Annotated in this window: 25 protein-coding genes, 1 tRNA gene and 1 other RNA gene; 8 read left to right on the top strand and 19 right to left on the bottom strand. The window is 62.7% G+C overall.

Translation table 11 applies throughout. From position 1 onward, the window contains the following. Positions 1-13: 13 nt before the first annotated feature. Positions 14-412: a hypothetical protein gene (locus C437_RS07005; RefSeq protein ID WP_004516217.1), complete on the bottom strand. Its 399-nt coding sequence runs from the start codon at positions 410-412 to the stop codon at positions 14-16. A gap of 89 nt (positions 413-501) precedes the next feature. Here C437_RS07005 and C437_RS20515 point away from each other — a divergent pair, with 89 nt between their 5' ends. Further along, positions 502-678 carry a hypothetical protein gene (locus C437_RS20515; protein ID WP_004516216.1) on the top strand — a complete coding sequence of 59 codons (177 nt, stop codon included), beginning with the start codon at positions 502-504 and terminating at the stop codon, positions 676-678. Between the two features lie 652 nt (positions 679-1,330). Here the strand turns inward: C437_RS20515 and C437_RS07000 are convergent. The 3 genes from C437_RS07000 to C437_RS06990 form a co-directional block, all read right to left on the bottom strand. Next, a complete protein-coding gene (locus C437_RS07000; protein ID WP_004516215.1) occupies positions 1,331-2,095 on the bottom strand; it encodes an IclR family transcriptional regulator in 765 nt (254 codons plus the stop codon). Positions 2,096-2,423: 328 nt separating this feature from the next. Further along, a complete protein-coding gene (locus tag C437_RS06995) occupies positions 2,424-3,287 on the bottom strand; it encodes a fumarylacetoacetate hydrolase family protein (protein ID WP_004516214.1) in 864 nt (287 codons plus the stop codon). A gap of 609 nt (positions 3,288-3,896) precedes the next feature. Further along, positions 3,897-4,499: a class I SAM-dependent methyltransferase gene (locus tag C437_RS06990; RefSeq protein ID WP_004516213.1), complete on the bottom strand. Its 603-nt coding sequence runs from the start codon at positions 4,497-4,499 to the stop codon at positions 3,897-3,899. Positions 4,500-4,594: 95 nt separating this feature from the next. On the opposite strand from C437_RS06990, the gene C437_RS06985 reads away from it, so the two are divergent. Beyond that, positions 4,595-6,268: an acyl-CoA synthetase gene (locus C437_RS06985; RefSeq protein WP_049919667.1), complete on the top strand. Its 1,674-nt coding sequence runs from the start codon at positions 4,595-4,597 to the stop codon at positions 6,266-6,268. Between the two features lie 363 nt (positions 6,269-6,631). On the opposite strand, the gene ffs is transcribed toward C437_RS06985, so the two are convergent. Further along, positions 6,632-6,944, bottom strand: an RNA gene (gene ffs / locus C437_RS19790) — signal recognition particle sRNA. Between the two features lie 77 nt (positions 6,945-7,021). Beyond that, on the bottom strand, positions 7,022-7,435 hold the full coding sequence (locus C437_RS06980) for a DUF7548 family protein (RefSeq protein ID WP_004516211.1): 414 nt from the start codon (positions 7,433-7,435) through the stop codon (positions 7,022-7,024). A gap of 79 nt (positions 7,436-7,514) precedes the next feature. Here C437_RS06980 and C437_RS06975 point away from each other — a divergent pair, with 79 nt between their 5' ends. Both C437_RS06975 and C437_RS06970 read left to right on the top strand, forming a co-directional pair. Further along, positions 7,515-7,790 (top strand): DUF5798 family protein, encoded by a 276-nt coding sequence (locus C437_RS06975; RefSeq protein ID WP_004516210.1) that lies wholly within the window; start codon positions 7,515-7,517, stop codon positions 7,788-7,790. 74 nt (positions 7,791-7,864) lie between these two features. Beyond that, positions 7,865-7,939 (top strand) — tRNA-Arg (locus C437_RS06970). 377 nt (positions 7,940-8,316) lie between these two features. On the opposite strand, the gene gghA is transcribed toward C437_RS06970, so the two are convergent. The 4 genes from gghA to C437_RS06950 form a co-directional block, all read right to left on the bottom strand. Beyond that, positions 8,317-10,707: a glucosylglycerol hydrolase gene (gene gghA / locus C437_RS06965; RefSeq protein ID WP_004516209.1), complete on the bottom strand. Its 2,391-nt coding sequence runs from the start codon at positions 10,705-10,707 to the stop codon at positions 8,317-8,319. 226 nt (positions 10,708-10,933) lie between these two features. Then, positions 10,934-11,812 carry a mechanosensitive ion channel family protein gene (locus tag C437_RS06960; protein ID WP_004516208.1) on the bottom strand — a complete coding sequence of 293 codons (879 nt, stop codon included), beginning with the start codon at positions 11,810-11,812 and terminating at the stop codon, positions 10,934-10,936. Next, positions 11,812-12,060, bottom strand: coding sequence for a YhbY family RNA-binding protein (locus tag C437_RS06955; protein WP_004516207.1), 249 nt, complete (start codon positions 12,058-12,060; stop codon positions 11,812-11,814). Before C437_RS06955 ends, C437_RS06960 begins: the two co-directional genes overlap by 1 nt. A 52-nt stretch (positions 12,061-12,112) precedes the next feature. Further along, positions 12,113-12,400 carry a ribonuclease P protein component 4 gene (locus tag C437_RS06950; RefSeq protein ID WP_004516206.1) on the bottom strand — a complete coding sequence of 96 codons (288 nt, stop codon included), beginning with the start codon at positions 12,398-12,400 and terminating at the stop codon, positions 12,113-12,115. 336 nt (positions 12,401-12,736) lie between these two features. Between C437_RS06950 and C437_RS06945 the strand changes: the two genes are divergently transcribed. Continuing rightward, positions 12,737-13,786, top strand: a complete 1,050-nt coding sequence (locus C437_RS06945) for a glycosyltransferase family 4 protein (protein WP_004516205.1) — start codon at positions 12,737-12,739, stop codon at positions 13,784-13,786. A 21-nt stretch (positions 13,787-13,807) separates the two neighbouring features. On the opposite strand, the gene C437_RS06940 is transcribed toward C437_RS06945, so the two are convergent. Beyond that, on the bottom strand, positions 13,808-15,376 hold the full coding sequence (locus tag C437_RS06940) for an MFS transporter (RefSeq protein ID WP_394324836.1): 1,569 nt from the start codon (positions 15,374-15,376) through the stop codon (positions 13,808-13,810). On the opposite strand from C437_RS06940, the gene C437_RS06935 reads away from it, so the two are divergent. Next, the gene (locus C437_RS06935) at positions 15,257-16,354 is read left to right on the top strand and encodes a glycosyltransferase (protein ID WP_394324835.1); all 1,098 of its coding nucleotides are present in this window, start codon (positions 15,257-15,259) and stop codon (positions 16,352-16,354) included. The genes C437_RS06940 and C437_RS06935 overlap by 120 nt on opposite strands. Positions 16,355-16,386: 32 nt before the next feature. On the opposite strand, the gene C437_RS06930 is transcribed toward C437_RS06935, so the two are convergent. The 4 genes from C437_RS06930 to gatC are packed head-to-tail and all read right to left on the bottom strand — an operon-like array spanning position 16,387 to position 19,447. Continuing rightward, on the bottom strand, positions 16,387-16,572 hold the full coding sequence (locus C437_RS06930) for a hypothetical protein (protein ID WP_004516202.1): 186 nt from the start codon (positions 16,570-16,572) through the stop codon (positions 16,387-16,389). A gap of 41 nt (positions 16,573-16,613) precedes the next feature. After that, positions 16,614-17,822, bottom strand: a complete 1,209-nt coding sequence (locus tag C437_RS06925; protein WP_004516201.1) for a M48 family metallopeptidase — start codon at positions 17,820-17,822, stop codon at positions 16,614-16,616. 11 nt (positions 17,823-17,833) lie between these two features. Beyond that, on the bottom strand, positions 17,834-19,168 hold the full coding sequence (gene gatA, locus C437_RS06920; RefSeq protein WP_004516200.1) for an Asp-tRNA(Asn)/Glu-tRNA(Gln) amidotransferase subunit GatA: 1,335 nt from the start codon (positions 19,166-19,168) through the stop codon (positions 17,834-17,836). After that, on the bottom strand, positions 19,169-19,447 hold the full coding sequence (gene gatC / locus C437_RS06915; RefSeq protein ID WP_004516199.1) for an Asp-tRNA(Asn)/Glu-tRNA(Gln) amidotransferase subunit GatC: 279 nt from the start codon (positions 19,445-19,447) through the stop codon (positions 19,169-19,171). It abuts the gene before it with no gap. Between the two features lie 223 nt (positions 19,448-19,670). On the opposite strand from gatC, the gene C437_RS06910 reads away from it, so the two are divergent. Further along, positions 19,671-20,645 (top strand): transcription initiation factor IIB, encoded by a 975-nt coding sequence (locus C437_RS06910; RefSeq protein WP_004516198.1) that lies wholly within the window; start codon positions 19,671-19,673, stop codon positions 20,643-20,645. Positions 20,646-20,688: 43 nt separating this feature from the next. Beyond that, positions 20,689-21,165, top strand: coding sequence for an NUDIX hydrolase (locus C437_RS06905; RefSeq protein WP_004516197.1), 477 nt, complete (start codon positions 20,689-20,691; stop codon positions 21,163-21,165). A gap of 7 nt (positions 21,166-21,172) precedes the next feature. Here C437_RS06905 and C437_RS06900 read toward each other — a convergent pair whose 3' ends face one another. The 4 genes from C437_RS06900 to C437_RS06885 all read right to left on the bottom strand — a co-directional run bounded on the left by C437_RS06900 (position 21,173) and on the right by C437_RS06885 (position 24,743). Beyond that, positions 21,173-22,267 carry an asparagine synthase C-terminal domain-containing protein gene (locus C437_RS06900; protein ID WP_004516196.1) on the bottom strand — a complete coding sequence of 365 codons (1,095 nt, stop codon included), beginning with the start codon at positions 22,265-22,267 and terminating at the stop codon, positions 21,173-21,175. Further along, entirely contained in the window at positions 22,267-22,953 is a 687-nt protein-coding gene (locus C437_RS06895; RefSeq protein WP_004516195.1) for a PHP domain-containing protein, read from the bottom strand. Before C437_RS06895 ends, C437_RS06900 begins: the two co-directional genes overlap by 1 nt. Positions 22,954-23,196: 243 nt before the next feature. After that, positions 23,197-24,432, bottom strand: a complete 1,236-nt coding sequence (locus C437_RS06890) for a TIGR04347 family pseudo-SAM/SPASM protein (RefSeq protein ID WP_004516194.1) — start codon at positions 24,430-24,432, stop codon at positions 23,197-23,199. Then, a complete protein-coding gene (locus tag C437_RS06885; protein WP_004516193.1) occupies positions 24,429-24,743 on the bottom strand; it encodes an Htur_1727 family rSAM-partnered candidate RiPP in 315 nt (104 codons plus the stop codon). Before C437_RS06885 ends, C437_RS06890 begins: the two co-directional genes overlap by 4 nt. Between the last annotated feature and the right edge of the window lie 60 nt (positions 24,744-24,803).

Below are 24,803 nucleotides of genomic sequence, written 5' to 3'. Positions count from 1 at the left end.
ATTTATTTCGCACCTACGCGATGAGTGCCTGTCCTTCCGGCGACAGCTTGACATCGACATCCTGCCGGGTCTGTTCCTGAATTTGGTTCAGGTTTCGGGTCAGGACCTGGAGGATATCCTTGGGTTCCGGGTAGACGAGCATGTTGCCGTCCCCATCTTCCATGACCAGTTGCGTGTCCGAGAGCGCGACTTGGTCGCCCTCGATGCTGGCAACGATGACGTCGAGCGCCTCCGCGCCACCGGGGTCGCCTTCCGTGACCCTCGTTATGTAGAGCGCGTCTAGTCCAATGAGGTCCTTGTACTCGCGGACCTGCTCGGCGCAGGCGACCATATCCTGTGTCACAGCCGTCTTTTGATCGTTACCATGATCGCCCTCGTAGCAGTGTTTACAGATTCGCAGTTCGAGACGCATGCGCCTGACTATGTGACTGTCTCTCATTACGGTTGTGGCGGGGCCGTGCAACCACCAGTGTTTACTGTTCTGATGTGAAATGATACCATATGGCATCAGCGCTCAACGCGGTGTATCTGGCACTGGTCGTCGTCGTCGGTGTCGTCGGAACGCTGTTCGTCGCAAGTATCAGGCCCGCCGGCGTTCGGTCCCGGTGGCTCGAACTATCATCGATCGGGGTCGTGGTACTGTTCCTGCTGGCTCTGGGCATTCAGTTCCTCGCATAACCACATACCCTCGATCTGGCGCGCGCTATGGCCGGAGCGATAGCTATGTTGTGTGCCTACCTGCGCGAAATCTATTGACAGGTAGTTGCCTCTCTATCCCTACGTCAACCAAATGCGGCTGCTTTCATCCTCAAATGTGGATATACTCCGCAATATCAGTCTCTAAGGCACCAAAATAGTGCTATATTACGATATATTGGTTGCAAAGCAGATATTTGGCGATACTACGTCGAAGGACAGCATGTTCGGCTACTACTTGGAACATATCCAGTGATACGAAACGCACAATCGATGTGTTTCGTTTGGAGTAACAGTAGTACATCCATTATTGGGGTACAGACTGCGTCGGAGTCGTGGTCACATCTAGTCTCGGACAGTGTTCGTTGGCGTTAGGACCCGTTCACTCATACTGAATATTACGTATAAACATTATCTATCCGCCACAGCTAGGCGCTAACAGTTATCAGACGAAAGCCGGGCGCGCGCCCTGGGATGGTATAATACGGACAAAAGACGCGTACGGTATGTACTTTGAGTAACCTCTTGACTGGTCTGTGCTGTTCTGCAATCGCTGGCCCTGTTGTTGAAAATAAGCCACGTAAGTCTGGCTTCCACAAAACGGGCTTGCGTTCCCCTTTTTCGAACACTGCTGTCACGAGTAGGTAACGTTCAGCTCTATCACGTTGGCGACTTCGAGTACTTTCTGCGGGAGTTCCTCGCGGAACCGGTCGCTACGGAACCGATTGGTCGGTCCGGAAACACTGATCGCACCGATAATTTCGTCATCGTGATTGAGCACTGGAGCAGCGACACAGCGGAGCCCTTCGAGACGCTCTTCGTCGTCGAAGGCGACACCACGTTCCCGGATATCCGCCAGCTCTTGCTCCAGTTCCGCTCTGGTACTTATCGACTTGCTGGCCTCCCCGCCGAGTCCGTGGCGGTCGACGATCGCATCGACCCGTTCTGCCGGCATATGAGCAAGAATCGCCTTTCCGAGCGCTGTCGTATGAAGCGGAACGCGTGTTCCGACGTGGGCCTTGACCTGTACAGCTTTGTCTCCCCGAGCGCGATACAGGTACGACCCGCGGCCGTGTTCCTCGACGAGAATATTTCCGAGTTCGCCGGTTTCTGCGGCCAGCCGATCAACTTCTGGCTTCGCAATCTCGAACAGTTTCTCCCGGTGGCGGGCGTATGCGCCCAGCTCCAGAAACCGAAGCCCTACCTCGTACACACCGTCTCTGTTGACGACGTACTCTTCCTGTTCCAGCGTGCTCAGGTAGTTGTGAACCGTACTCTTCGGGATGCCAAGATGCTGGGCCAGCTCGGTGACACCGGCCCCGTCGAGGTCTTTCAGTGCGTCAAGCACCTCGAACGTCGTCTCAGCGGATTTGACTGGGTTTTGAGCGGTCTTTGCCATATCCGCTCATGGTGCGCCCTCGTATTAAACAGTTGTTCAAACATCTGGGACAGGCGGTGGTCTCGACGGCACACCGTTCTCTGTCACGGCATATCGAGAGCACATCACTGCAGACTGAGGCACACACCTTCTGGTCGATTGTCACAGACAGAGATACCGACGGTGCGTGTAGTCGAATGGAGGGGAGTCATAACTCCGTCGGCCCAAACTCCCACGCAGACCGACACACAGGTGCACAACTGAAACCAGTCGTCGAACAGGGTACCGCGCTGTGGGCCCCTCTCCAAGGCAGGTACGAGAGAGACTGCGTTCCCGGTCCGATAGCCGCTCAGACGACCGTGACAGGATTTTTCAGTGTTCCGATGGACTCGATGTCGATGGTGACTTCATCTCCCTCCCGCAGCGTGAAATTGTCGTCGGGAACAAGCGATGTACCAGTAAGTAGCACCGACAGCTCGGGGACTGCGTTGTGCGCGGTGTAGTACGAAACGAGTTCCTCGCAGGTACGTTTCATCTCGCTGGTGGTGGTCTCCCCGTGGTAGACTCGGTCGCCGCCACGGTGAATCGACATTGAGAGCGCCAGCGAGTGCGGGTCTTCGATGTCCGTGACGACCGCTGGGCCGATCGAACAACAGCGGTCGTACACCTTCGCCTGGGGCAGGTACAGCGGGTTCGCCCCTTCGATAGACCGACTACTCATGTCGTTGCCGGCAGTGTAGCCGACGATTTCTCCCTCGTAGAGAACAACCGCAAGCTCGGGCTCGGGCACGTCCCAGTCTGAGTCGGCTCGGATACCGACCGCTTCGTCGGGACCGACAGTCCGGTTCGGCGTCGACTTGAAGAATATCTCCGGCCGTTCAGCGTCGTACACGTCAAGGTACATCTCCGGCGTGTCGCTTTCCTCTGTTCGTGCTTCTTCGCTGATCTGGTACGTCACGCCAGCGGCCCAGACTTCGTCGGCAGTGACGGGATCGGTAGCATTGCCTTCGAGTCGCTGTTCGGGCACCGTCTCAGCGGCATCGAGGTGGCGGGCGCTGAGTTCGTCCGGCGCGGTCTCCGCAATCGAGGATGATTTGAGGAGGTCACGGAACGTTCGGAGCTGGGGCTTGACGCTGGTCAGATCGTACACACCATCCCCAGTTTCGACCGCTAACCGCTGTGAGTTCCCGTCACGCAGCTGGTAGTACCTCATACAGAGTTGGAAACTGCAACAATACATGAATCTTGTGCTGCCAACGACATGCTTCTTGCCTTTCGTAGAAGACACACTGACAGTTGTTGTGGCTGGAATCAGTTATTCAGCGATGCACATGACTGGGCACAGCCACCAGTTCCATAGAGCCACACACGGGGAACGCCCTGCCGTCGACCAATAATCCATGTCCCGTCAGGTGAACTGTTGTTCAGCAATATAGAACATTACGAATGACAGACGTACATACGTTATTCTGTTATCTCGGTGTACGTCTCGTGAGACACGTAATCACCGCCCCAACTCCAGTTCTGCAACAGCGAGTGATGTCGCAGTATGGCTCTCTATAAAGCCGACATTCAGCAACTCAGTTTCTATTCGAAACACAGTTGTTGGGCTAATAGCAATGCGACTCCCAGCCTGTCACCATCCACTTGATGTGATTTGTAACGAGCCGAAAATCTTAGATGAGTTCGCGAGCGAATTCTACAGACGCTACCCGCGCTTTACAATCATAATCATGGTTATCTTGCCAAATTTTGGGAATTTAGCCATATATTATCGATAGATGATCTTACTGCTCCGAATAAAACCTCCTTACGCTATTATCTACTTGGTCGTCCGAAATATACGAACAGTGTCTCGCTTTCCAGCCATAGAATCTACTTCGGTAAGCCCACAGCCTGTGAACACCGCGTTCCAGTCTCGATAGTACAGCGGGACGTTGTCATCGACGAAATTTACGTCACCTGCGTCACCGCCTTCGTTCTCGACAGTGATCAACAACTCATCCACAATCCGGGCTAACTCCTCAAACGCCCAGTCGACATCCGGGTGGAGATGCTGCAGTGTTTCGACCGAAAAAACGACGTCGTACGTGCCATCCGGGATATCCGTGACGAATTCTTCGATAGCCATCGCGTGAAACGAACCCGTGGCCGCGAGGTCGGGGTACGTCTCGGAGAGGACATCTAACGCATCGGCGTTGATGTCGACCCCGGTCAGATCCGAGTAGCCAGCTTCAGACAATGCGGCGAGGTGCCGCCCGGAACTGCAGCCAACCTCCAGAATAGCCGCGTCTTGCTCGACGTGCTCTGCAAGAATCGACTGCACCAGCTCACTCGTCTCGTCCGCTCCATAGTAGGCATAATACGCGGGAGAGTACTCGCCGGACCGGTCGGCCCACTCCTCGCGAATGTCGGTAGAGTCCACGGTAGAGCCGAGTGGGGAAGACGGAAAGTTCTGCTGGATCGGTTGTGACGACGATGACCGAAAGACGCAACAGCCACCCAGACGACCAGCATGCCATGGTCTGGACAGTAATGCCGGACTTCGAGGAGTACGACGAGGCCCGCGATGAGTTCACCTGGGACCTGCCAACGTCGTACAATCCGGCGGTCGACTTTCTGCGAAAACACGACGACCCCGACAGGGTGGCACTCGAACAGGCATATCCAGATGGCCGGCGCGACCAGTACACGTTCCGCGAACTGGATCAGCTATCAGATAGGCTCGCGGCAGGGCTGGCCGGACTCGGCGTCGAGGCCGGCGACCGGGTCGGCGTCGTCGTCCCACAGAAGCCACAGAATCCAGTCACACACCTGGCGAACTGGAAGCTCGGGGCCGTGTCGGTTCCGCTGACGGTCCTGTTCGGCACGGACGCACTCCGGTATCGGCTGGACGACGCTGGCGTGACCGTCGCCGTTATTGATCCAGCCGTGCGTGACGATATCGACGCAGTCCGGGACGACTGCTCGGCGCTGGAACACATCGTCGAAATCGAAACCGACGCCCCGACGGACGATGTCCACGCCTTCGAGGACGTACTCGCCGTGCCGGAGGACGCGGCTATCGATACATACGACTCGACGCCGGCCACCGACACGGCGATACTGTACACGAGTGGCTCGACGGGGCCACCAAAGGGCGTCCGTCACTCGCACGCGCTCTGGCTCGGGCGCGCAGCGGCGGCGTACAATTTCTTTGACCACGGTCTCGGGCCGGACGCGACGGTCTGGACGCCCGCGGACTGGGCTTGGGGTGCGGCACTCGGGGGGACGCTCTTTGCGACGTGGCACCACGGCGGGACTGTCGTCGGCTACCCCGCCTCGGGCTTTGACGCCGACGAGGCGTTTGACCTGCTCTCGGAGTTCGGCGTCACCCGGTCGTTCATGCCGGCCACCGCCCTCCGAATGCTGATGGATATCGAGGTCCCGACGGCGACATACGACCTCGACATCGAGACGCTTGCTGTCGGCGGCGAGTCGCTGACGCCCGAAATCGTAGATTGGGTCGTGGACACCCTTGATTCGGTCACGATCAACGAGTTCTACGGCCAGACTGAACTGAACCTCGTCGTCGCTACCAACTCCAACTGGTTCGATACCCAGCCCGGCAGCATGGGCAAACCGCTGCCGGGGTACGACCTGACGATTCTGGACCCCGACGCCGCCGACCGCGGCGTCGCTGAGCCCCTCTCGACCGGCGAACTCGGCGAGATAGCACTGCGACCGCACGACCGCTCGGTGTTCTTCGACGAGTACTGGCACATGCCCGAGAAGACGGCAGCCAAGGAGGTCGAGGGCTGGTTCGTGACCGGCGACCTGGCCCGGCAGGACGACGACGGCTACGTCTGGTTCAAATCGCGCAAGGACGACGTTATCATCACGAGCGGCTACCGCGTCGGCCCGATGGAGGTCGAGAGCGCGATTCTCGAACACCCTGCCGTGATTCAGGCCGGCGTCATCGGCGTGCCGGACGACACACGCGGCGAAATCATCAAAGCCTACGTCGAGCCAGCTGAGGACGCACCGGCTCACGGGACGCTCCGGTCGGAAATCAAGTCCGTCGTCAGAGAACACCTCGCCGAGTACGAGTACCCCCGCGAGATCGAATTTGCCGATACGTTGCCACAAACGACGAGTGGGAAAATCCGGCGGAAGGAACTGCAGGAGTGGGACGCCGACAGCGGGCCATCGTAGTCTTCGAGACCAGACAGCGACGGAAAGCCGAAATTGGTCGTACCGACGCTACGCTGAGATCTATATACAGAAATATTAGTATAGATATAGACGCGTACGCAGGATTGTAATACTACGTCTCCCATTTAAATCATATATAGCTACAAATTCGCAATAAGATGGAAATAACTGGAGCAATAAAAGATATATAGCGAGAAAATAGTTGTATGGGCACATAAATCTGGTATTATAATCAGGAATAGCCTAATACAGAAGTAAACACTCAGCAGTACCCGGTTATTATAGTTGTATTCCCACAGAACGTTTCGAGGACTGTTCGGTTACCTGCACCAACGCTGTTCGTAGAGACAAGAGATATGAATGGAACGGACAGCCAGGATGGCCCGGCGTTCGGACGCGGGTAATCCCGTTTGCCTCCTCCACCCCGCGACCCCACGAGCGACGGGTGTTCGATGGTCCGCTGCTCACTTCCGTGCCTGGCGGAGTGCCATCGTTTAACCACGTGGGCACACCCCTGCAGGTGCGACCACGTGGACCGCCGTCCCCGTGGGACGAGGCTTCCACGTTAGCTTACGGGGTCCACGTCCGTCAGACCGGACGCCCCCGGTGTTCGGTCCCCGCTCAAGACCACAGTGCGGGCGAGGAGGGGGGCCTAGCCCCCCGACCTAGTCCATCTGAAACTCCGCCGCCACCCCATAAGGGCCTTTCGGATGCGCCCAGACCGCTGGACGACGCCCCGGTAGGGAGACGGGCCTACAGCAGGTCCAGCGCCCGCGCAAACCACGTCCCACCAAGCGGGATGAGACAGCCAGCGGCGACGACGCCCCAGCGGTGGTGTTCCATCAGCGTCGACTCGGTCAGTCCCAGTACGAGGCTTTCGGGGACGGTGACCGCCCAGAGTAGGCTCAGGGCGACGATGAACACGCCCATACCGATGCTCGCGCCCGCCGCGACGCTCGGGTCCGACCGGCCCTCGCGGCCGGCCGCCAGCACGATGATGCAGACGAGCGCGAACACGCCCGGCAACAGCGGGGACAACGCCCCCGAGCTGTAGTACGCTCCCACGGCGCTCGTCGTCTCGACGAGGCCGTACGGAACTGCGAGCGCGAGGAGATACAGAACGCAGCCGACGATACCGACAGTTGGCGCGAGCCGCAAATCGTCCATATCGTCGCTGTGTCCGGCGGCGTCTTAACAGCGACGTTCGAGCGAAACGAGGAAATGTCGGCTCTCCGTAGCCATGGCTATGGGATTGGGTTCCACCGCGAAAAAGATACAGAAGGTTGCCGACATCGCCGAGGACCTCTACAAGAAGGTCAACGAGTTGAAGACACAGCTCGAAGATCTGCGAAGCACCGTCGACGAGACGAACGCCCGCGTTGACGGAATGGAAGACGAACTGGCCGAACAGCGCGCACTCATCGAGGCACTCGCCGAGGAACGGGGCGTCGACACGGAGGCTGTCGTGGCTGAAGTCTCCGCTGACACTGATTCCGATGCGGCTGAAGCGGTTTCGGAGTAATCCCGTGACTGCGGGACCATCGCGCGGCGGAACCGGTTGGTTTAAACCATAACGTCATCATACCATTGTACGTAGGGCGCTTAGCTCAGCTTGGACAGAGTGCTTGGCTTCGGACCAAACCGTCGGGGGTTCAAATCCCTCAGCGCCCGTCCCGTTTTGTGACGGCCAACGTTTGGCAGACAGAGCGTCCGAAGGCTCTGTTTCCCATTCCGTGGAGAAAACCTGGTCATAGAAACGGCCAGGATGAAGTAAGCCAGAGAGCACCAATCTCGGTTCTTTCTCATTGATATATTCGGCTTTGTAGTTTCGCTGGGCGAGAGCGCCGCGATTGCGTTGTGCCGTGGAAATCAAAAAGACAGACTCGTCTGATATCTGAATTCCGCCTTTTCGCCGTATCACGGCCGCTAAGTCGAACCAGGTGGTGCTACTCTGGACGAGTCCGTACGCGCCTTTGTGTAGGTGTTCACGACCTCGACACGACACGTCGCTCCACTTCGCAGTGAACACAGCGTATTATGTGACGTCGCTACGATTCGCTCTCAGTAACGCGACTGAAGAGCACGGCCTGGCTGTCAGCGAGCGGTATCGGTTCGCCTGGATCCTCGACTGCCAGCCCTGGCGAGGCGAGCGCGACCTCCCAGCCGTTTTCGTCGACATCGACGAGGTGACTGGGAGTGACGGTTTCAGCAACCCCCTCCATGGTCCCCACGAACAGGAGTTCTTCGCCGGTCTCCGGATCGGTGCGATAGCCGTAGTACAGCACTGTCCCATCAGTCGGATAGACGTAGTCGAGTTCATCGTCGCCCGTGAAATCTGCCGTCACCCAGTCGTGCTCGTGGCGGAACCGTCTGACCTCGAGGTCGAACGCGGTTCGACCGTCGTCCTGTGTGTCGGTCCAGTGTGATAGCGTGGCGAAGTGAGCGACATCACGCATCCAGTCGAGACCCAGTTGTTCTAGGTCCTCGACGGAGAGGTCGTCCCCGACGGGTGTCTCGACCACCGAAAGCAGCGCCGCCATCTCCGCCTTGTCGTAGTCGGTCATGCTGACCGCGTCGCTGAGACGTGCCAGGAACGCGCTCAGTTCCTCGCGGCTTTCGAAACCCCACCCCTTGAGACGGGTGAAAAACCGGTCGTCTTCGAAGTCGCGGTCACGAATCTGCCACTCAGGGAAGTTCTTCTCCTCGGCGAGGACTTTCAGGTTCCAGACGGGGTCCGTATCGCGGACGAAGCCCCACGGGGCTCGCATGTTAGCGTGCGTGAAATCCATCGGACAGCCGGGCATGAAGCCGTGAAACAGGATTGTCGTGGCGGGGTTGTTGTAGGCTCGTTCGAGTTGTTCCTGCCGGCTATCGCCGAGATATCGGTTTATCTGTGGCTGGCTGAACGGCGGGTCCGGGTCGAGCTGTGTCCCGCGTCGGATCGTGTCGTGGTTCGCGACCCCGGAAATCCAGTTCTCGCCCATATCCGCGACCTCGCGGACGCGCCACCACTTCGTCGCCCAGAACGTCTGGAGCGCCGGCGTGTTGTGGGCGAACGTAACTGGCCCCCACTGGTAGGCGTGGGGGTGTTCCTCGATGAGCGTCCGGTACGTGGAGGCGAGTTCCCAGTCCGAGCGCGGCCACGGGCGGCCGTCCTCGTAGATCATCCACGGGCGGTACTCGACGCCGGCCACCTCCTGTGTTACCCGGTCCATCTCGGCGAGGTACTCGTCGTCGTGCCACTCCTCTTCAGCCTCGGGGTCCCAGTTCGTGAAGTCCTGTGCGCCGTCGACGCGGATTCCGTCTGCCCCGAAATCCATCTTGCGGCGCTGGAGTTCGAGCAGGCCCGCACGGACAATCGGCTGAGTGTAGTCGAGTTCCTGTCCGTACATCCCCGGTCCTGCGAACCACTCGTCGTTGAGCAGGGGGAGCGCCCCGTTATCGGCGTGGCCCAGCGCGATGTCGAAGACGACCTTGACCGGGTCGGACATCGTGTGCAGGGTCGCGATGAGGTCGACGAGTTCGTCCGGCCGACGGCTCTCCAAGATCGCCGGATTGACCGTTCCGAACCCAGAGACGACGATATCGTACCCCCAGTTTACCATGTCTGGCCGTCTGACCGTCGCCATGAGTTGCGTCTTGCTCTCGGTCTCAGGTAGCCAGTAGCCCAGCTCGTCCTCGTTCTGTGTGATGGGCGCGAGTGGCATTAGCTGGATGGCGTCGTAGCCGGTGAAGTTACGTTCGGCCGGCGTCAACGCCTCGTCGTCACGCTGTTTCTGGCCGATCTGATCGAATAGCTCGGTGAGTCCAGCGAGCGTGCCCGACTCCGTTGCGGTTCCCGGGTGGACTTCGAGCATACTTGTCGCAGGCTCGAATCGGGGCAGTCCATCGTCTTCGTGGGCGTGCGGGGCGACGCCGTCCTCCACGAGCGCCTGAAAGTACGCCCGGTCGTCCCGTTGCTCATCAAGGCGGTCCATGTCGTACAGTTCCGGGGGCCCGTAGGCACCGAAGGGCAGTGAGTCCGCGAACGGGTCGGTGATGGTCTCCCGGCCGCCGTCCTGTTCGTAGCTGAGGCGGTAGAGGGTTCCGAGCTGGTCGCGCGTCCCTGGCCGTGGTCCGTCCACAGCCGCCCACGTAAACTCTCCTTCCCGACGTGTCTCCACGAGCTGTCTGTCGAAGGTAACGGTCTGCTCGGCGGCGGTCAAGTCGACCGACTCGGTCGCCGTCAGCAGTTCGAGCTCAACGGCGTTGGCCGGCACCTCACCGACGAGCTCTGGCGTCCAGAACCCGAACTCCGCGTGGCTGTCCCGCCAGTGTGCACCGAGCCGGGACGTGATTTGCGTTGCCGCTTCGAACCGGCTATCGTGCTCGTCGAGTCGCTCACGCTGCCACGTACACAGCGAGTCCGTCGCATCGGGTAGGAAACTTGAACGTGTCATCGGCCGTCATCCCGTGGCCTGTCCGGTTCGCTCATACAACGTGTGTCGCTCACACACAACATGAGCGTTTCCCTCACCCCACTATCTGTGCCCCGTCCGTGGATCTGGGAGCATCGCCTCTGGTCCTCCCGTACATGCAGGCACAAGCCACAGTATCGAGCCAAGCACCAGACACTGGTACAGCAGTCACGTTCCGCGATCACCGAAAAAAGCCGCCGACCTGTCCCTAGTCGTCAGCCGGTTCCACGACGCTGTCGAGCCCAGTCATCTCCAGCCCGCCGCCGATGGTCCGGTTCGGGTACGGGATGTTGATGTCCTCCGCATCGAACCGCTCCTTGACTGACGTGACGTACTCGCCGCGTGTCTTGACGAAGTCGGCGCGGCTCGGGTCTTCGATCCAGATACGGGACTGGAGGCCGACAGAGGAGTCGCCGAGTTCGGTCAGTCGGACCGAGGGCTCGGGGTCGTCCATGATGCCCGGATGGTCTCTGGCCTCTTCCAGAATTATCTCGGTCGCCTTGTCGATGTCGTCGTCGTAGCCGATGCCGAACATGAATTTGAGTCGAAGCTGCTCCTTCGCGACGGGGTTCTTGATGACGCCGTCTGTCAGGTTCGAGTTCGGCACGGTCAGCAGTTCGTTGTCGAAGGTCCGGACGCGGGAAACCCGCAGGCTGATGTCCTCGACGACGCCGGAGTTGCCGTCCCACTCGATCCAGTCGCCGATCCGGAACGGCTTATCGGTGTAGATGAACACGCCGGCGACGAAGTTCGAGATAACGTCCTGCATCGCGAAGCCGATAGCCAGCGTCGCCGCGGCGGCGATAGTCGCCAGCGACTGCAGGAAGTTCCCGTACTCGGCCATACCAAAGGCAACGGAGATAGCGACGAAGACAATGCCGATACTGACGACCTTCTTCAGCGGTCGCCGGGCGTGGGCATCGAGGTCCCGGGACTTGAGCGAGCGGTCGACGATAGGCAGGACAATCGCCTTCCCCAGAACGTAGACGAGGGCGAAGACGACGACAAAGACCACCGCGGAGGCGATGGACCCCGCTGCCGGCACGCCGAACCCTGCGAGCAAGTCGGCGAGCGGTTGGACCTGCATCATTTCTCGAACACCGCAGTGTGGCCCCGGACCTGAATCACCTCTGCGTTGACCATCTCGGCCAGGTCCTCAGCGAGTTCTTCGGCCGTCGTGCCGCCCCGGGACGACCGGAGGAACTTCACCTTCACCAAGTCCGTGTTCTCCAGCTGGTCGTCGAGTTCGTCCGCTACTGATTCGATGCCGTGCTTACCGACGCGAAGCGTCGCATCGAGGTCGTGTATCCGCGACTGTCGAGAAGAATCACTCATGTACACCGTTTAGCGAGGACAGGCCCTTAAAACCAGTAGTCGCAAAGAAACCTCAGTCGTACGGGTAGCGGGACTGTGACCCACAGTCGCAGGTGATGACGACGTGGCCGGACTGGGTTCGAGACCGGGCGTTGTGGCCATGCAGGAGATACGTGTTACAGGCGTCACACGTCGACCGTTCGAAGGACCGCGGCAGCCGCAGGCGGTGACGCTCGGCGACGCGTCGAGCACGCAGGACGTACGACCGAGCACGTTCCTCCTTGCCGGCCTGTACGGCCTCGCGGGCGAGCGACTGGAGGCGCTCGATCCGCTCGCGGGCGATGGTCGCCTCGTCCGTCATTGGCGGTACTGGGTCGGCGGCGGGAAAATGCCTTCCGAACGAGCTAGCAATTGTCGACGCGCGATTTGGTCGCTTTGTGAACAGCCAGAAAGCCCCGAGACGCTGGGCTACTGCGACTCGCTGCGCGCTTCGCTCACTCTGTTCGCTCCAGTGCTTACGTCGTCTCGAACGCCCAGCGTCTCGCCCCTTTCAGTCCCACCCTGTGGTTGTGAAATCAGTCGACCCGGGCGGACTTTCTGGCTGTTCTAGACTATCGTTTGGAAAGTAAAGACTTCCAATCCCCTCCCCACAGACCAATTCGATAGGATTTTCGGCTCGGCCAGAGAGCCCCGAGACGTGCGTGTCCTGAACTATCTCGAACTGGCCGACCGCCTCGACCGGTCAGGCATCGGCACCGCCGTGGACCACCAGCGGGCGGCGTTATCCGAGACTGACATCGAGGTGGAGACGACGCCATGGCAGGAGGGCCATCCAGCGTGGGCACTGGGTGGCAATATCGCGTTCAACGATCCGGTGTTCCGACAGTTCGACATCGCCCACTGCAACATGATCGGACCCGGCTCCGTCGCCGTGGCGCAGCACGCGGCGCAGGCGGACATCCCGCTCGTCCTCCACGCCCACGTCACCCGCGAGGATTTCCGGGACAGTTTCCGTGGGTCGAACCTGATTGCGCCGGCGCTGGGGCGCTACTTGAAGTGGTTCTATTCGCAGGCCGATATGGTTCTCTGCCCGTCCGAGTACACGAAGAGAATCCTCGAATCCTATCCCGTCGATGCGCCGATACGGCCGATGACAAACGGCGTCGACATCGACGCGCTGGCGGGCTACGAGGACCTGCGGGAAGACTACCGGCACCGCTACGACCTCGACGGGATGGTCGTCTTCGCCGTCGGCAACGTCTTCGAGCGCAAGGGGCTGACGACGTTCTGTGAACTCGCGCAAGAAACCGACTACGACTTTGCGTGGTTCGGTCCCTACGACGCCGGGCCACAGGCCTCCAAGACGGTCAAGCGGTGGGTGAACGACCCGCCCGAGAACGTGACCTTTACCGGGTGGATAGAGGACATCCGCGGCGCGTTCGGGGCCGGCGACGTGTACCTGTTCCCGACGAAGGCCGAGAACCAGGGCATCGCTGTGCTGGAGGCGATGGCCTGCGGGAAGGCGGTCGTCCTCTCGGACATCCCGGTGTTCCGGGAGTACTACGAGGACGGCCACGACTGCCTCATCTGCGCGGACGAAGCGGAGTTCCGCGAAGCACTGGAGCGCCTCGCCGAGAACCCCGACCTGCGGGAGCGGCTGGGCGAGAACGCCAGGGAGACGGCCAGAGAGCACAGCCTGGATCGGGTCGGCCGGCGGCTGGTCGAGACGTACGACGAACTGGTCTGAGACGGTCGAAGCGGACGATTCTTACGCCGAAAGCGGTTCGCTGTCGACAGATATCGTCGGCGAGCGCCGCCAGACGACCGCGACCAGCACTGCACCGACCAGCACCAGCGCGCCGGCGACGCCGAACGCAAGCAGGAAATCGTAGCCGCCGAGCCAGCCGCCAAGTATCGACCCGACGCCGCTTGCCAGCCCGGAGACGGCGGTGTAGATGCCGAGCGCCTCGCCGCGAATGGCCGACGGTGCGAGCTGCGTGACGACGCTGGCCGCGGTGACGGCGATGACAGCCCAGGCGACGCCGATGAGGGCGAACACGACGCCGTTGATAATCGTCCCCATGAGCGTCGCCGACAGCAGGAGTCCCACGACGGCGACGGCCGGATGGAGCGCCGCGCGGGCGAGCAGGCCCCCGACCTGAAGCCCGCTCGGGCTGTAGCGTTCGGCGAGCGAGCCGGCGCGGTCGTACCACAGTGCCGAGCCGATGCTGGAGACGAGATACAGTGCGAAGACGAGCCCCGATTCGTAGCCGAGCGTCCGCGAGAGATACAGCGGCAGCGGCCCCCAGAACACGCCGAAACCGACGAAGAATGCGACGACTGCCCCGAAGTAGATGGTCAGCGACGGGGAGAACCGGGCCGCGACTTCTCGGGGGTGTATCGACCGCGTGAGCCAGTACAGCCGGCCCGGACCGACGGGGAACGTCGCGCTCCTGACCGGAAGCCGACGCGACCGGGCGATGGCCCGCGCCATCCGACTGGCCCGCGGCCGGTCGAGCTCGTCGGGGTCGGGGGGCAGCCACTTCGCTGCGAGAAACGCTGACAGGCCGACCGCGGCCGCACACACCCACAGTAGCGACTGCTGGGCGACGAGGGGACCGAGCGGGACCGACAACAGCGCCGTCCACACCAGCCCGAGGACGAGGCCGCCGGCCCACCCCCAGCCCTGATAACGGTTCAGGACGGCGAACCGCGCCGGCCAGTCCCGCTCGACGGTTCCGGCAGTGACAAGCAGCGTCAGCACCGGCGCGACAGCGCCGGCCGCAAACCACAGGAGGCCGTTGCCAACGATGACCAGCCACGGCTGTTCGGTGAGTGAGACGAGCAAAAGCGCCAGGGTCGCCAGCCCCAGCGCGATGAGGACAAGTGCGCGGCGCTTCTCTGTTTTGTCGGCGAGGCGTCCGAAAAGGAGTGCACCCGGCGCACCCGCGGCGGCGGCCACTCCAGCGAGAACGCCCAGCATGAACGTCTCACCGCCGATAGCGACGAAATACAGCGGCACGAGCAGCGAGCCTGCGCCCAGCGCGACCGATGCGAGCGCCCAGGCGTACAGCCAGCCATCCCGGTCCATGACCCACAATCCACCGCGGCCGCGGAAAAACGCTCTGGCGACTGGTGGCTGGTGGCAGCTGTCTGATGAGTGGCGTGCCAATGGCAACCGTTTAAGCCCTGGTCCTGCTACGCCGCGGCGATGGCACTGCCGCACGTCGCGACGTTTACCGACACGTATCTCCCGACCGTCAATGGGGTGACCTACACGGTCGAGACGTGGCGGGACCGCTGGCGCGACCGCGGCGGTCGCATGGGCGTGGTCTATCCGAAAAGCAATCACGACCCGACCGAGAACGAGTATCCGGTCCGGAGCCTTCCGTTCCCGTTCTACGAGGGGTTTCGGCTCGGGATGCCACAGATACCGAAGGGCGTCCGGGACGCCGAACTGGTCCACGCCCACACTCCTTTCAGCCTCGGGATGGCGGGCCAGCGACTCGCGGGCAAACTCGATATCCCGTTCGTCGCGTCGTATCACACGCCGACCAGCGAGTACGCCGAGTACGTCTCGTTCAACGGTGCTGTCGAGTCAGCGGTCCGCTCCAGCGCCGAGAGCTACGAACGCTGGTTCCTGGGCCGTGCCGACACCGTCATCGCGCCGAGCGAGCGCGCAGCGACTCATCTGCGAGAGTCTATTGGCCTCGATACAACGGTATCCGTCGTCCCGAACGGCGTCGACACGACCGTGTTTGAACCGGTCGACACGGCCGACTTCCGGGACCGCTATGACCTCCCTGATGGCCCTATCATCGGCTACACCGGCCGCCACGGCTACGAGAAGTGTCTTGAGGACATCATCACCGCCTGCGAGGGGCTGGACGTGACTGTCGTGTTCGGCGGCGACGGACCGGCCCGCGAGTCGCTCGAAGCGACGGCCGAAGACAGCGACGTCGACGTGCGTTTTCTTGGCTTTCTCGACCGGGCGGAGCTGCCCGAGCTGTACTCGACGCTTGACGTATTCGCGTTCCCCAGCCCCGTCGAGACGCAGGGGCTCGTCGCGCTGGAAGCCAACTGCTGTGGGACGCCCGTCGCCGGTGTCGACGCCGGCGCGCTCAGCGACACCATCGAGGACGGTGAAACCGGCTACACCTACGACGAAGGCGACATCGACGGTTTCCGGGGGGCTATCGAGCGTGTCCTCGACGAACGAGAGCACCTTCGGGAGCGCTGTCTTGCCCGTCGAGACGTGATCAGCGTCGAACACGCCATCGACAAGCTGGCCGATGTGTACGACAGTGTGCTGTGACTGTCATCCGCGTAGCGTCTGCTTCGCACAGCTCAGGCCCGTGAGTGTGACCAGCCGATACCGAACGCGAGGCCGTTGAGCGTTCCAAGCAGTATCCCGAGGTAGAAATCACCCAGTGACACGGCCAGTATCAGGCCGGCCCCGATTCCCAGTGCCAGTCCTTTCAGGACCGTCGGCCAGTGGAGCCAGCTGAGTCGTCCCTCGGCGTCGTCGCTCATACGTTCTCTCGGGCCGCCGGCGAGTAAACTGTACCCATTCGTCACAGCCGTTCGGGCTGGTCAAGGGCGGACTGTCGCTCCGCCAGCGCAGCAATGCGGCTTTCCACAGGTGGATGCGACCTGGGCAGCAGCCGCTCGGAGAGGCTCTGCCAGCGGTGGGCGAGCCGCTCGGCCCGTCCCTCCGGCGGGTCGGACGTCCCGTCTGCAATCGCGTACGGTACCACGCACAGTTCCCGGACGCCCGTCCCGGCGGCCCGGATATCGGCGGTCGGACGGAGGTTCTCGGTCAGCGCCTCCAGTGCACTGACGAGCGCCGCCGGGGAGCCACAGATGGCGACGCCTCCGGCGTCGGCAGCGTACTCCCGAATCCGGGACAACAGCCGGTAACAGGCCGTGCTAGCCAGATACAGCGCCGCCGTGAGCGGGAGCGCGACCAGCGCGAACGCGACCAGCGGGAGGTGAAAATAGGCAGCACCGACAGCGTTGCTGCTGATTTCCCCGTCAAGGAACCGGTAGGTGACCACCGACGTTTCGAGCGTCGTCCGGAGCCTCCGCATGGCGCGTGCGCTCACGATTGGCAGGAACGCCGCCGCTGTCATCACGAACGAGTCGCCGTTTTTCAGGTGGGCGAGTTCGTGAGCGAGGACGGCGTCCAGTTCGGCATCGTCAAGGCGGTCGACGAGTGCCGTCGTGACGAACAGCGTCTGCTCGCCGGGCCGGCTCGCGGCGTAGCTGTTCGGTGTCGCCGAGTCGATAACGCGCACGTCGGGCGTCGGCATGTCCGCCGCTCGGGCCAGCCGTCCGACCCGTTCGCGGAGCCGTGTCGCCAGCCGCTCGCGTTTGATGCTGGCGAACCGCTCTCGGCTTGTCTCCGGCTCGGCCGCCTCGGGCAGGGCCGGCCCGCCGGTGGTCTCCCGCAGCGTGACCCGGTAGCCAAAGAGGAACTGGAGAGCCAACACGAACGGCGTTCCAGCTAATACCACCGGCCCGAGCGGGACCAGATGGAATCCCCGGGTCCAGACTGACGCACCGACCGGGAGGCCGAACATCGGAAGCAGGCCGTAGGCGACGTGTGCCAGGACGTACACCATGGCCACGGCAAGTGCGTCGAAGGCAATCAGGCCGAGCAGGAGGAAAGTCAGACGCAGCCGTGGATTGGAGTTGGTCGCGGGCACTATCGTTCGTGGTTTGATTCGCTGTATAAAAAACGTGACGAGGACGCGGCTGGTCGGCGGTGTGTCAGCGACCAAACGCGACGGTCTCAGGCCAGCGCGCTGCCCGCTCGGATGATTTCTCGCTCGCCAAAGGCCGGCCCGACCAGCTGCAGGCCCACGGGCAGCCCGTCCCCAGTCTCGCCGGCTGGAACCGAGATTGCCGGGAGGTTCGCGAGGTTCACCGGGGTCGTGTTGGCGTCGGCCAGATACATCGTGAGTGGGTCGTCCAAACTCTCGCCGCGTTGCATCGGTGGGACAGGCATTGTCGGCGACGCGAGCACATCGGCATCGTCGAGCGCCTCGTCGAAGTCCTGTTTGACCCACGCGCGAGCGTCCTGAGCCTTCTTGTAGTACTTGTCGTGGTAGCCCGCCGACAGAGCGTAGGTCCCGAGCAGAATCCGGCGCTTGACCTCCTCGCCGAAGCCCTCCTCACGGGCGTTGGCGAAGGACTCGTTCCAGTTGCCGTCGTAGCCGCCGGACTCACCGGCAGACTCGCGCTGCTCGTCTCCCGAGCCTCCGCTCGCTTCGCTCCCGGAGAGCCCGTACCGGACGCCGTCGAACCGCGCGAGGTTCGAGGAGGCCTCGGACATCGCGATAACGTAGTAGGCTTCGACGGCGTGTTCGACGCTCGGGAGGTCGACCTCGTGATAGCTCGCGCCCTGTGCTTCGAGATCGGCCATCGCATCCCAGAACGTCTCGACGACTGCGTCGTCGGCTCCATCCAGCAGTTCGGTTGGGACGCCGATAGAGAGCCCGTCCACGTCGCCGTCGGCGGCCGCCGCGTAGGAGCCGTCAGCTTCGGGGGCTTCCTGCGTCGTCGCATCGTGTTCGTCCGGGCCGGCGATAACATCCAGCAGTTCCGCGGCGTCCTCGACGGTCGGCGCGATGGGACCGATCTGTTCGAGGCTGTTGGCGTAGGCGACGAGGCCGTACCGGGAGACCAGCCCGTAGGTGGGTTTGATGCCGACGACGCCACAGAACGCAGCCGGGCAGCGGATGGAGCCGCCGGTGTCGCTCCCCAGCGCGAGGTCGGCGTCGCCAGCAGCGACGACGGCGGCCGACCCGCCGGAGGAACCGCCCGGCACGCGGCCCTCGGCGACGGGGTTCTCGACGGGACCGAACGCGGAGGTCTCGGTGGTCGTCCCCATCCCGAACTCGTCCATGTTCGTCTTGCCGGGGATAGTCGCGCCGGCGTCTTTCAGCCGCTCGACGACCGTCGCGTCGTACGGCGGGACGTAGTCGGAAAGCATCGCCGAGCCACAGGTCGTCCGGACGCCCTCGGTTGAGATGTTATCTTTGACCGCGACAGTCCGGCCCGCGAGCGGGCCGTCCTCGGCCCCCTCGATTGTCTCCTCGGTGACGTAGCCGTTGTACGCCGTCATCTACGACACCTTCGGCCCTTTGAACTGTCCTTCCTCGGTGTCGCTGGCGTTCTGAAGCGCGGCCTCCTGTGAGAGGCTTTCGCGCGTCTCGTCGGGGCGCATCACGTTCGAAAGCTCAGCCTCTCGTTCTGTTTCAGGGACATCGTCGAGCGCCTCGAATGCATCAAGGATGTCGCCGAACTGCTCGGTGAACCGCTCGATTTCGTCATCTGCGAGGTCGACGCGGGCGAGGTCCGCGACGTGCCGGACCTCCTCGGGATCGACGGCGGGGTCGCTCATGTCGGGCCGGAGTGCTGGATGCGCGGTAAGCGTTTCGAAACACTGGGCAAACCTATAGCGTAATTAACAATTTAAGAAGCGAATAAACAAGAATTACCAACTCTTGTTTTCCCTTCGGAAAATTGGGATTCTGAAACAGACAAAAGTTTTAAGTCGCCGTAGGTACAACAATTGGTTACAACACGTTTTTCGGGTCCGATACCCGGTTGCCCCCATCCAACAAATGACCGATACCAGCATCCGCCGATACTCGAACGAGCGCGAAACGGAGACAGAGAAGACGGACGAAGAGGAGTCGGAGACGCTCGTCTGTCCGGAGTGTAGCGGCGCGTTACTCTCCGACAGCGAGCGCGGTGAAACGGTGTGTGAAGACTGTGGACTGGTTGTCGAGGAAGACGAGATCGACCCCGGCCCCGAGTGGCGCGCGTTCGATTCGAAGGAAAAAGACGAGAAATCCCGCGTCGGCGCGCCGACGACGAACATGATGCACGACAAGGGCCTGTCGACCAACATCGGCTGGCAGGACAAGGACGCCTACGGCAACTCCCTGTCTTCGCGCCAGCGCGAGAAGATGCAGCGACTGCGCACCTGGAACGAGCGCTTTCGAACTCGGGACTCCAAGGAGCGCAACCTCAAGCAGGCGCTGGGCGAAATCGACCGCATGGCCTCCGCCCTCGGACTGCCGGAGAACGTCCGCGAGACGGCCAGCGTCATCTACCGCCGCGCACTCGATGAAGACCTCCTTCCGGGCCGCTCCATCGAAGGCGTTTCGACAGCGTCGCTGTATGCCGCCGCGCGACAGGCCGGCACGCCGCGGTCGCTTGATGAGATTGCGGGCGTCTCCCGGGTCGAGAAAGACGAGATCGCTCGCACCTACCGCTACGTCGTCCGTGAACTCAGCCTCGAAATCCAGCCGGCCGACCCCGAGAGCTACGTCCCGCGGTTCGCGTCGGATCTAGACCTCTCCGAAGAAGTCGAGCGGCGCGCTCGCCAGCTCCTCCAGAACGCAAAACAGGAGGGCGTCCACTCCGGGAAGTCGCCGGTCGGCCTCGCTGCCGCCGCGGTGTACGCTGCCTCGCTGCTCACCAACGAGAAGGTGACCCAGAGCCAGGTCAGCGAAGTCGCGAACATCTCCGAGGTCACCATCCGCAACCGCTACCACGAACTGCTGGAAGCGGAAGACAACATCCACCCCTGACCGATATCGTAACCGAAACAACCGACTGTCCCGTCCCGTCGGTATGGAAACGACGCGTCATTTTGTCGCGACTGTCTACGTCGTCAGCGACGGTGCCGTCGCGCTGCACGAACACAGCAAGCTCGACATGTGGCTGCCCGCCGGCGGCCACATCGACCGCGACGAACTCCCCCACGAGGCCGCCCTGCGCGAAACGCGCGAGGAACTGGGCCTCGACGTAGAGCTGATCGCACCACAGCAGGACATCGAGAGCGAGACGGTCCGCTCCATCCCGCAGCCACAGCATTTCCTGCTCGAAGACATCAACGTCAACGCTGAGGGCGAGGTCGGCCACCAGCACATCGACTTCATCTTCTACGGTCGCGCGGACGGCCGCGACATCACGCCGGGGCCGGGCGAACAGCCGGCTGACGACTGGGAATGGTTCTCCGTTGCCGATCTGCAGGACCGGCGCGAAGAACTCCCGGCAGATGTCGTCGAGGTCGGTCAGCAGGCAATCAAATCGGTTCGCGAGGCGTAGACGCGGCTCACTCGATGAGCGACTCGACGTACTGCGTGACGTGGTCGTCCATCCGGCGTTTGTAGCCGGCCTGCCGGGCCAGACGGTCGAGTTCCCGAGCGGCGAGCGAGCCGTACTGGGCGGCCTTCTTGTCCCGGCTGGCGATTTCGTCCGGGAGCGATTCGCGGGCCGCCGCCCGGAGCGCGACCTTCCGCGTCTCGCCGTCGACGAGCAGGTCGCCATCCAGACGCAGGGCAGCATCGACAACGCGGTCGTGTAACAGCGGCGTCACTGGCTCGACGCCCGCGGCCCGCAGTGTGAGGACGTCCCGTTCAAGCTGGTCTGGGAGCGAAGCAATGACCTCGCGCTGTGCCCCGCGAACGGTGTCGGCCTCGACGCGGGGGTCCTCGGGCGCCTTGGCGACTTTCGCGTATCCGCCGAACAGCTCGTCGGCCCCCTGGCCGAGCGCCAGCCGGTCGAAGCCGTCGGCGGCGACGCGTTCGGCGGCGAGGGACAGCGGGAGCGATATCTGTACGTCCATGGCGTTGACCCGCCCCGTCGCGCGGGCGATCTCGGGAACGGCCCGTTCGATAGCGTCGTGTGTGAGTTCGACGACGCGGACCTCGGTTCCTAGCAGGTCAGCGGCCGACCGCGCCGCCTCAACGTCGTGGCTGTCGGGGAAGCCGGCGACGTACAGCGGCGCGTCAAGCCGTGCTGCAAGTAGCGCTGAGTCCACACCGCCGGAGAACGCGATGGCGAGGCCGTCGGTGTCGACGGCGTCGACGCTCTTCTCGACGGCATTACGGACCTGCTCGATGGCTATCTCGCGGTCGGCAAACGGCTCCGGCGACGGCAGAGTCCAGTGGCGTCGGGACCCACTCTCGTCCCGAACGTGGCCGGCGGGGAACGAATTAGGGTTTGTGAGGTCTGTCGGGTCGTGGCTCCACTGCCCGGGGGCACGTCGCCCCTCGTCAGAGACGGCGCGCTCCACGAACAGCGGATACCGCCCGAGTACGTCGCGGACGAGCACTCCGTCCAGTTCCCCCGCGAAGCCGCCGGTTCCGGGAAGCGCGTCGCCGCGTTCGAGGGCACCGGCGACAGCGTCTGTATCGGCTCCCTGCATCACTGTAGGAGCTCCGCGATGCCGTTCTTGACGCGTCGCTTCGCACCGCCAGCGGCCTGCCGGAAGCTAATCCGCCACGGCGTCCGCTTGCCCTCGACGGTCGTCTTGCCATCTCGAATCGCGTCGAGAATTGCTTCGACCGTTCGCTCGTCCGTGCCGACGTTGGTGACTGCCTGCCCGACCATCTCCGCGATGTGGGCATCGCTCCCGGCGGTCATCGGCAGTCCCTCCCGACGGGCGAACCGCTCGGCCTGCCGGTTCGACCGCCCGGTCAACAGCCGCGAGTTGTACACCTCGATGGCGTCGGCCGTGGCGAGTTCGGCCTTCGAGATGTGCTCTAAGACGCCGTGACGAGACTCCTGAAACGGATGCGGGACGACCGCGAGTCCGCCCTGATTGCGGATGCGGTCGAGCGTCTCGTCGAACGGGAGGTGCGGTGGAATCGCCTCCTGAATCCCCAGAGCGAGCACGTGTCCGGCAGCACACGTGACTTCCATCCCTGGAATTCCGACGAGGCCGTACTCCGGGGCGAGTTCGGCCGCCCGGAGGCTGGCATCGATTTCGTCGTGGTCAGTCACGGCCAGCGCGTCCAGTCCGACACCGCTGGCTTGCTCTAAGAGGAGCTCGACCGGGTCACGGCCGTCGTACGACAGCGACGAATGCGCGTGTAGCTCAACCGACTGCACAGGTGTCGATAACGGGGGGCAGGGCAAAAACGCCCCGGTCCGCCCCAGTGCTCACAGAGAACAAACCGGCCGCCGTGTCCATGGCGGCCGAATGCCCGAAGGAACGCCCATCTGTCCCACGAGACTGAGCGTGTGTTTCCCGACGATACGACCGTCAGTCGACGGTCGCATGTGACAGTTGTCGATACGCAAGAATGAGTCGTCGCCCTCAGCTTGATGGGCGTTAAAGTGGCGTGGCCCGATTTAGTCAGCCGAACTCCCGCCGGCTACCGAGTTCCCACCGGTGTCGAACGGCAGCGGGCCGTGTACCTCGGCGTCATCCAGGTAGCACTGCGGGTCCGGGGCGAACAGGTCGTCCTCGACGGTGAGCGCCCGCAGCCGAGAGGCACCGCGGCAGACCCCGGCATAGCGGCAGTCAGCACACTTTCCCGTGAGATGGTCCTCGCGATTCCGGAGCGCCCGCAGCAGTGGATTCGACTCGTCTTCCCAGATAGCGCCAAAGGAGCGGTCGCGGACGTTTCCCAGTGAGTACCCCTGCCAGAACTGCGTGAGGTGGACGTTGCCCTGATAATCCACGTCGGCGACGCGCTCGCCGGTCGGGTCCCCGCCGTTGACCCGCAGGTACTCGTACACTCGCTGGGCCTGCGCGTCGCTCATGTGCTCGCGGGCGTACTCGACGAGGTACGCCGCGTCGGCGTAGTTCCCGACCAGTAGCGTCTCGATTTCCTCCCCGCGGTCGTGGTACTCGCGGGTCATGTCACAGACCCGCTTGACCGCCTGTCGGCGGTCCTCGGGTGTGAGGTCGGCGTCGACGATTTCGGTCCCGCGGCCGCCATAATCCAGATGGTAGAAACAGAAACGGTCCACGCCCACGTCGGTCAGTAGGTCGACGACACCCTCCAGGTCCGCGGCGTTGCGCTCGGTTATCGTGTACCGGAGTCCAGTCTTCAGCCCCGCGTCGAGGCAGTTCTCGATACCCTGAACCGCGCCCTCGAACGCGCCGTCGACCCCGCGGAAGTCGTCGTTTCGCTCCGGCAGGCCGTCGACGGAGACGCCGGCGTATTTGAGTCCGGCGTCTTTCAGCGACCGGGCGCGCTCCTCAGTGATGAGCGTCCCGTTGGTCGAGAGCACCGGTCGGACGCCGACCTCGTTCGCGTAGGCGACCAGCTCTTCGAGGTCGTTGCGGACGAGCGGCTCGCCGCCGGAAAACAGCACTACCGGCGCGCCGTAGTCGGCCAGGTCATCCAGCAGCGCTTTGCCTTCCGCGGTCGAGAGCTCCCCGTCGGCGATTTCGGTGTCGGCAGCGGCGTAACAGTGGTCACAGTAGAGGTTGCACTGCTTGGTGACGTTCCAGACGACGACCGGCCGGCGCTGCTTCTCGTCGCGGATCTGGCGTTTGGTCGACTCGTCGGCGGCGTCGTACCGGAGGCCGTCCCCCTCGGCGTCGAGGTCACAGAGCAGTTTCGAGACCGAAATCATCGGTTCTCCCCCCGGAGCGTCTCCGACTCCATCTCGTCGACACTCATGGTGGCGTCCTCGCCCGTTTGCCCTGCTCCGAGCGTCACATCGGCCGTCTGATAGCGGTGCGTCTCGTCGGCGGGGCACAACCACAGTGTGACGGCAGTCCGCGCGAACAGTGACGCTGCCTGCTCCCTGGCAATGTCGGCGGACGGCGCGCTGACGCTTCCGACGTGCGTGAGCGAGTCCGCCGTGTCCTCGCGGACGAACACCTCCCACTCGCGACTCGTTGCGCCGCGCGGGGCGTCTACCTCGTGGTCGAACTCTTCCATACCCCTCTGTTAGACTCCCCAAGAAAAACGGGACTAGCGTGTTCTCAGCTACTGGGAACT

Origin of the sequence: Haloarcula vallismortis ATCC 29715 (assembly GCF_000337775.1) — an archaeon.
In the GTDB taxonomy this organism is placed as follows: Archaea; Halobacteriota; Halobacteria; order Halobacteriales; family Haloarculaceae; genus Haloarcula; species Haloarcula vallismortis.
The sequence above is the reverse complement of the archived record's forward strand: the minus strand, read 5'-3'. Positions and strand labels throughout refer to the sequence as shown.

Coding starts and splice junctions, on each gene's coding strand:
- C437_RS07005 (WP_004516217.1), bottom strand. CDS start 412: ATGCGTCTCGAACTGCGAATCTGTAAACACTGCTACGAGGGCGATCAT.
- C437_RS20515 (WP_004516216.1), top strand. CDS start 502: ATGGCATCAGCGCTCAACGCGGTGTATCTGGCACTGGTCGTCGTCGTC.
- C437_RS07000 (WP_004516215.1), bottom strand. CDS start 2,095: ATGGCAAAGACCGCTCAAAACCCAGTCAAATCCGCTGAGACGACGTTC.
- C437_RS06995 (WP_004516214.1), bottom strand. CDS start 3,287: ATGAGGTACTACCAGCTGCGTGACGGGAACTCACAGCGGTTAGCGGTC.
- C437_RS06985 (WP_049919667.1), top strand. CDS start 4,595: ATGGTCTGGACAGTAATGCCGGACTTCGAGGAGTACGACGAGGCCCGC.
- C437_RS06980 (WP_004516211.1), bottom strand. CDS start 7,435: ATGGACGATTTGCGGCTCGCGCCAACTGTCGGTATCGTCGGCTGCGTT.
- C437_RS06975 (WP_004516210.1), top strand. CDS start 7,515: ATGGGATTGGGTTCCACCGCGAAAAAGATACAGAAGGTTGCCGACATC.
- gghA (WP_004516209.1), bottom strand. CDS start 10,707: ATGACACGTTCAAGTTTCCTACCCGATGCGACGGACTCGCTGTGTACG.
- C437_RS06960 (WP_004516208.1), bottom strand. CDS start 11,812: ATGCAGGTCCAACCGCTCGCCGACTTGCTCGCAGGGTTCGGCGTGCCG.
- C437_RS06955 (WP_004516207.1), bottom strand. CDS start 12,060: ATGAGTGATTCTTCTCGACAGTCGCGGATACACGACCTCGATGCGACG.
- C437_RS06950 (WP_004516206.1), bottom strand. CDS start 12,400: ATGACGGACGAGGCGACCATCGCCCGCGAGCGGATCGAGCGCCTCCAG.
- C437_RS06930 (WP_004516202.1), bottom strand. CDS start 16,572: ATGAGCGACGACGCCGAGGGACGACTCAGCTGGCTCCACTGGCCGACG.
- gatA (WP_004516200.1), bottom strand. CDS start 19,168: ATGACGGCGTACAACGGCTACGTCACCGAGGAGACAATCGAGGGGGCC.
- gatC (WP_004516199.1), bottom strand. CDS start 19,447: ATGAGCGACCCCGCCGTCGATCCCGAGGAGGTCCGGCACGTCGCGGAC.
- C437_RS06910 (WP_004516198.1), top strand. CDS start 19,671: ATGACCGATACCAGCATCCGCCGATACTCGAACGAGCGCGAAACGGAG.
- C437_RS06905 (WP_004516197.1), top strand. CDS start 20,689: ATGGAAACGACGCGTCATTTTGTCGCGACTGTCTACGTCGTCAGCGAC.
- C437_RS06900 (WP_004516196.1), bottom strand. CDS start 22,267: ATGCAGGGAGCCGATACAGACGCTGTCGCCGGTGCCCTCGAACGCGGC.
- C437_RS06890 (WP_004516194.1), bottom strand. CDS start 24,432: ATGATTTCGGTCTCGAAACTGCTCTGTGACCTCGACGCCGAGGGGGAC.
- C437_RS06885 (WP_004516193.1), bottom strand. CDS start 24,743: ATGGAAGAGTTCGACCACGAGGTAGACGCCCCGCGCGGCGCAACGAGT.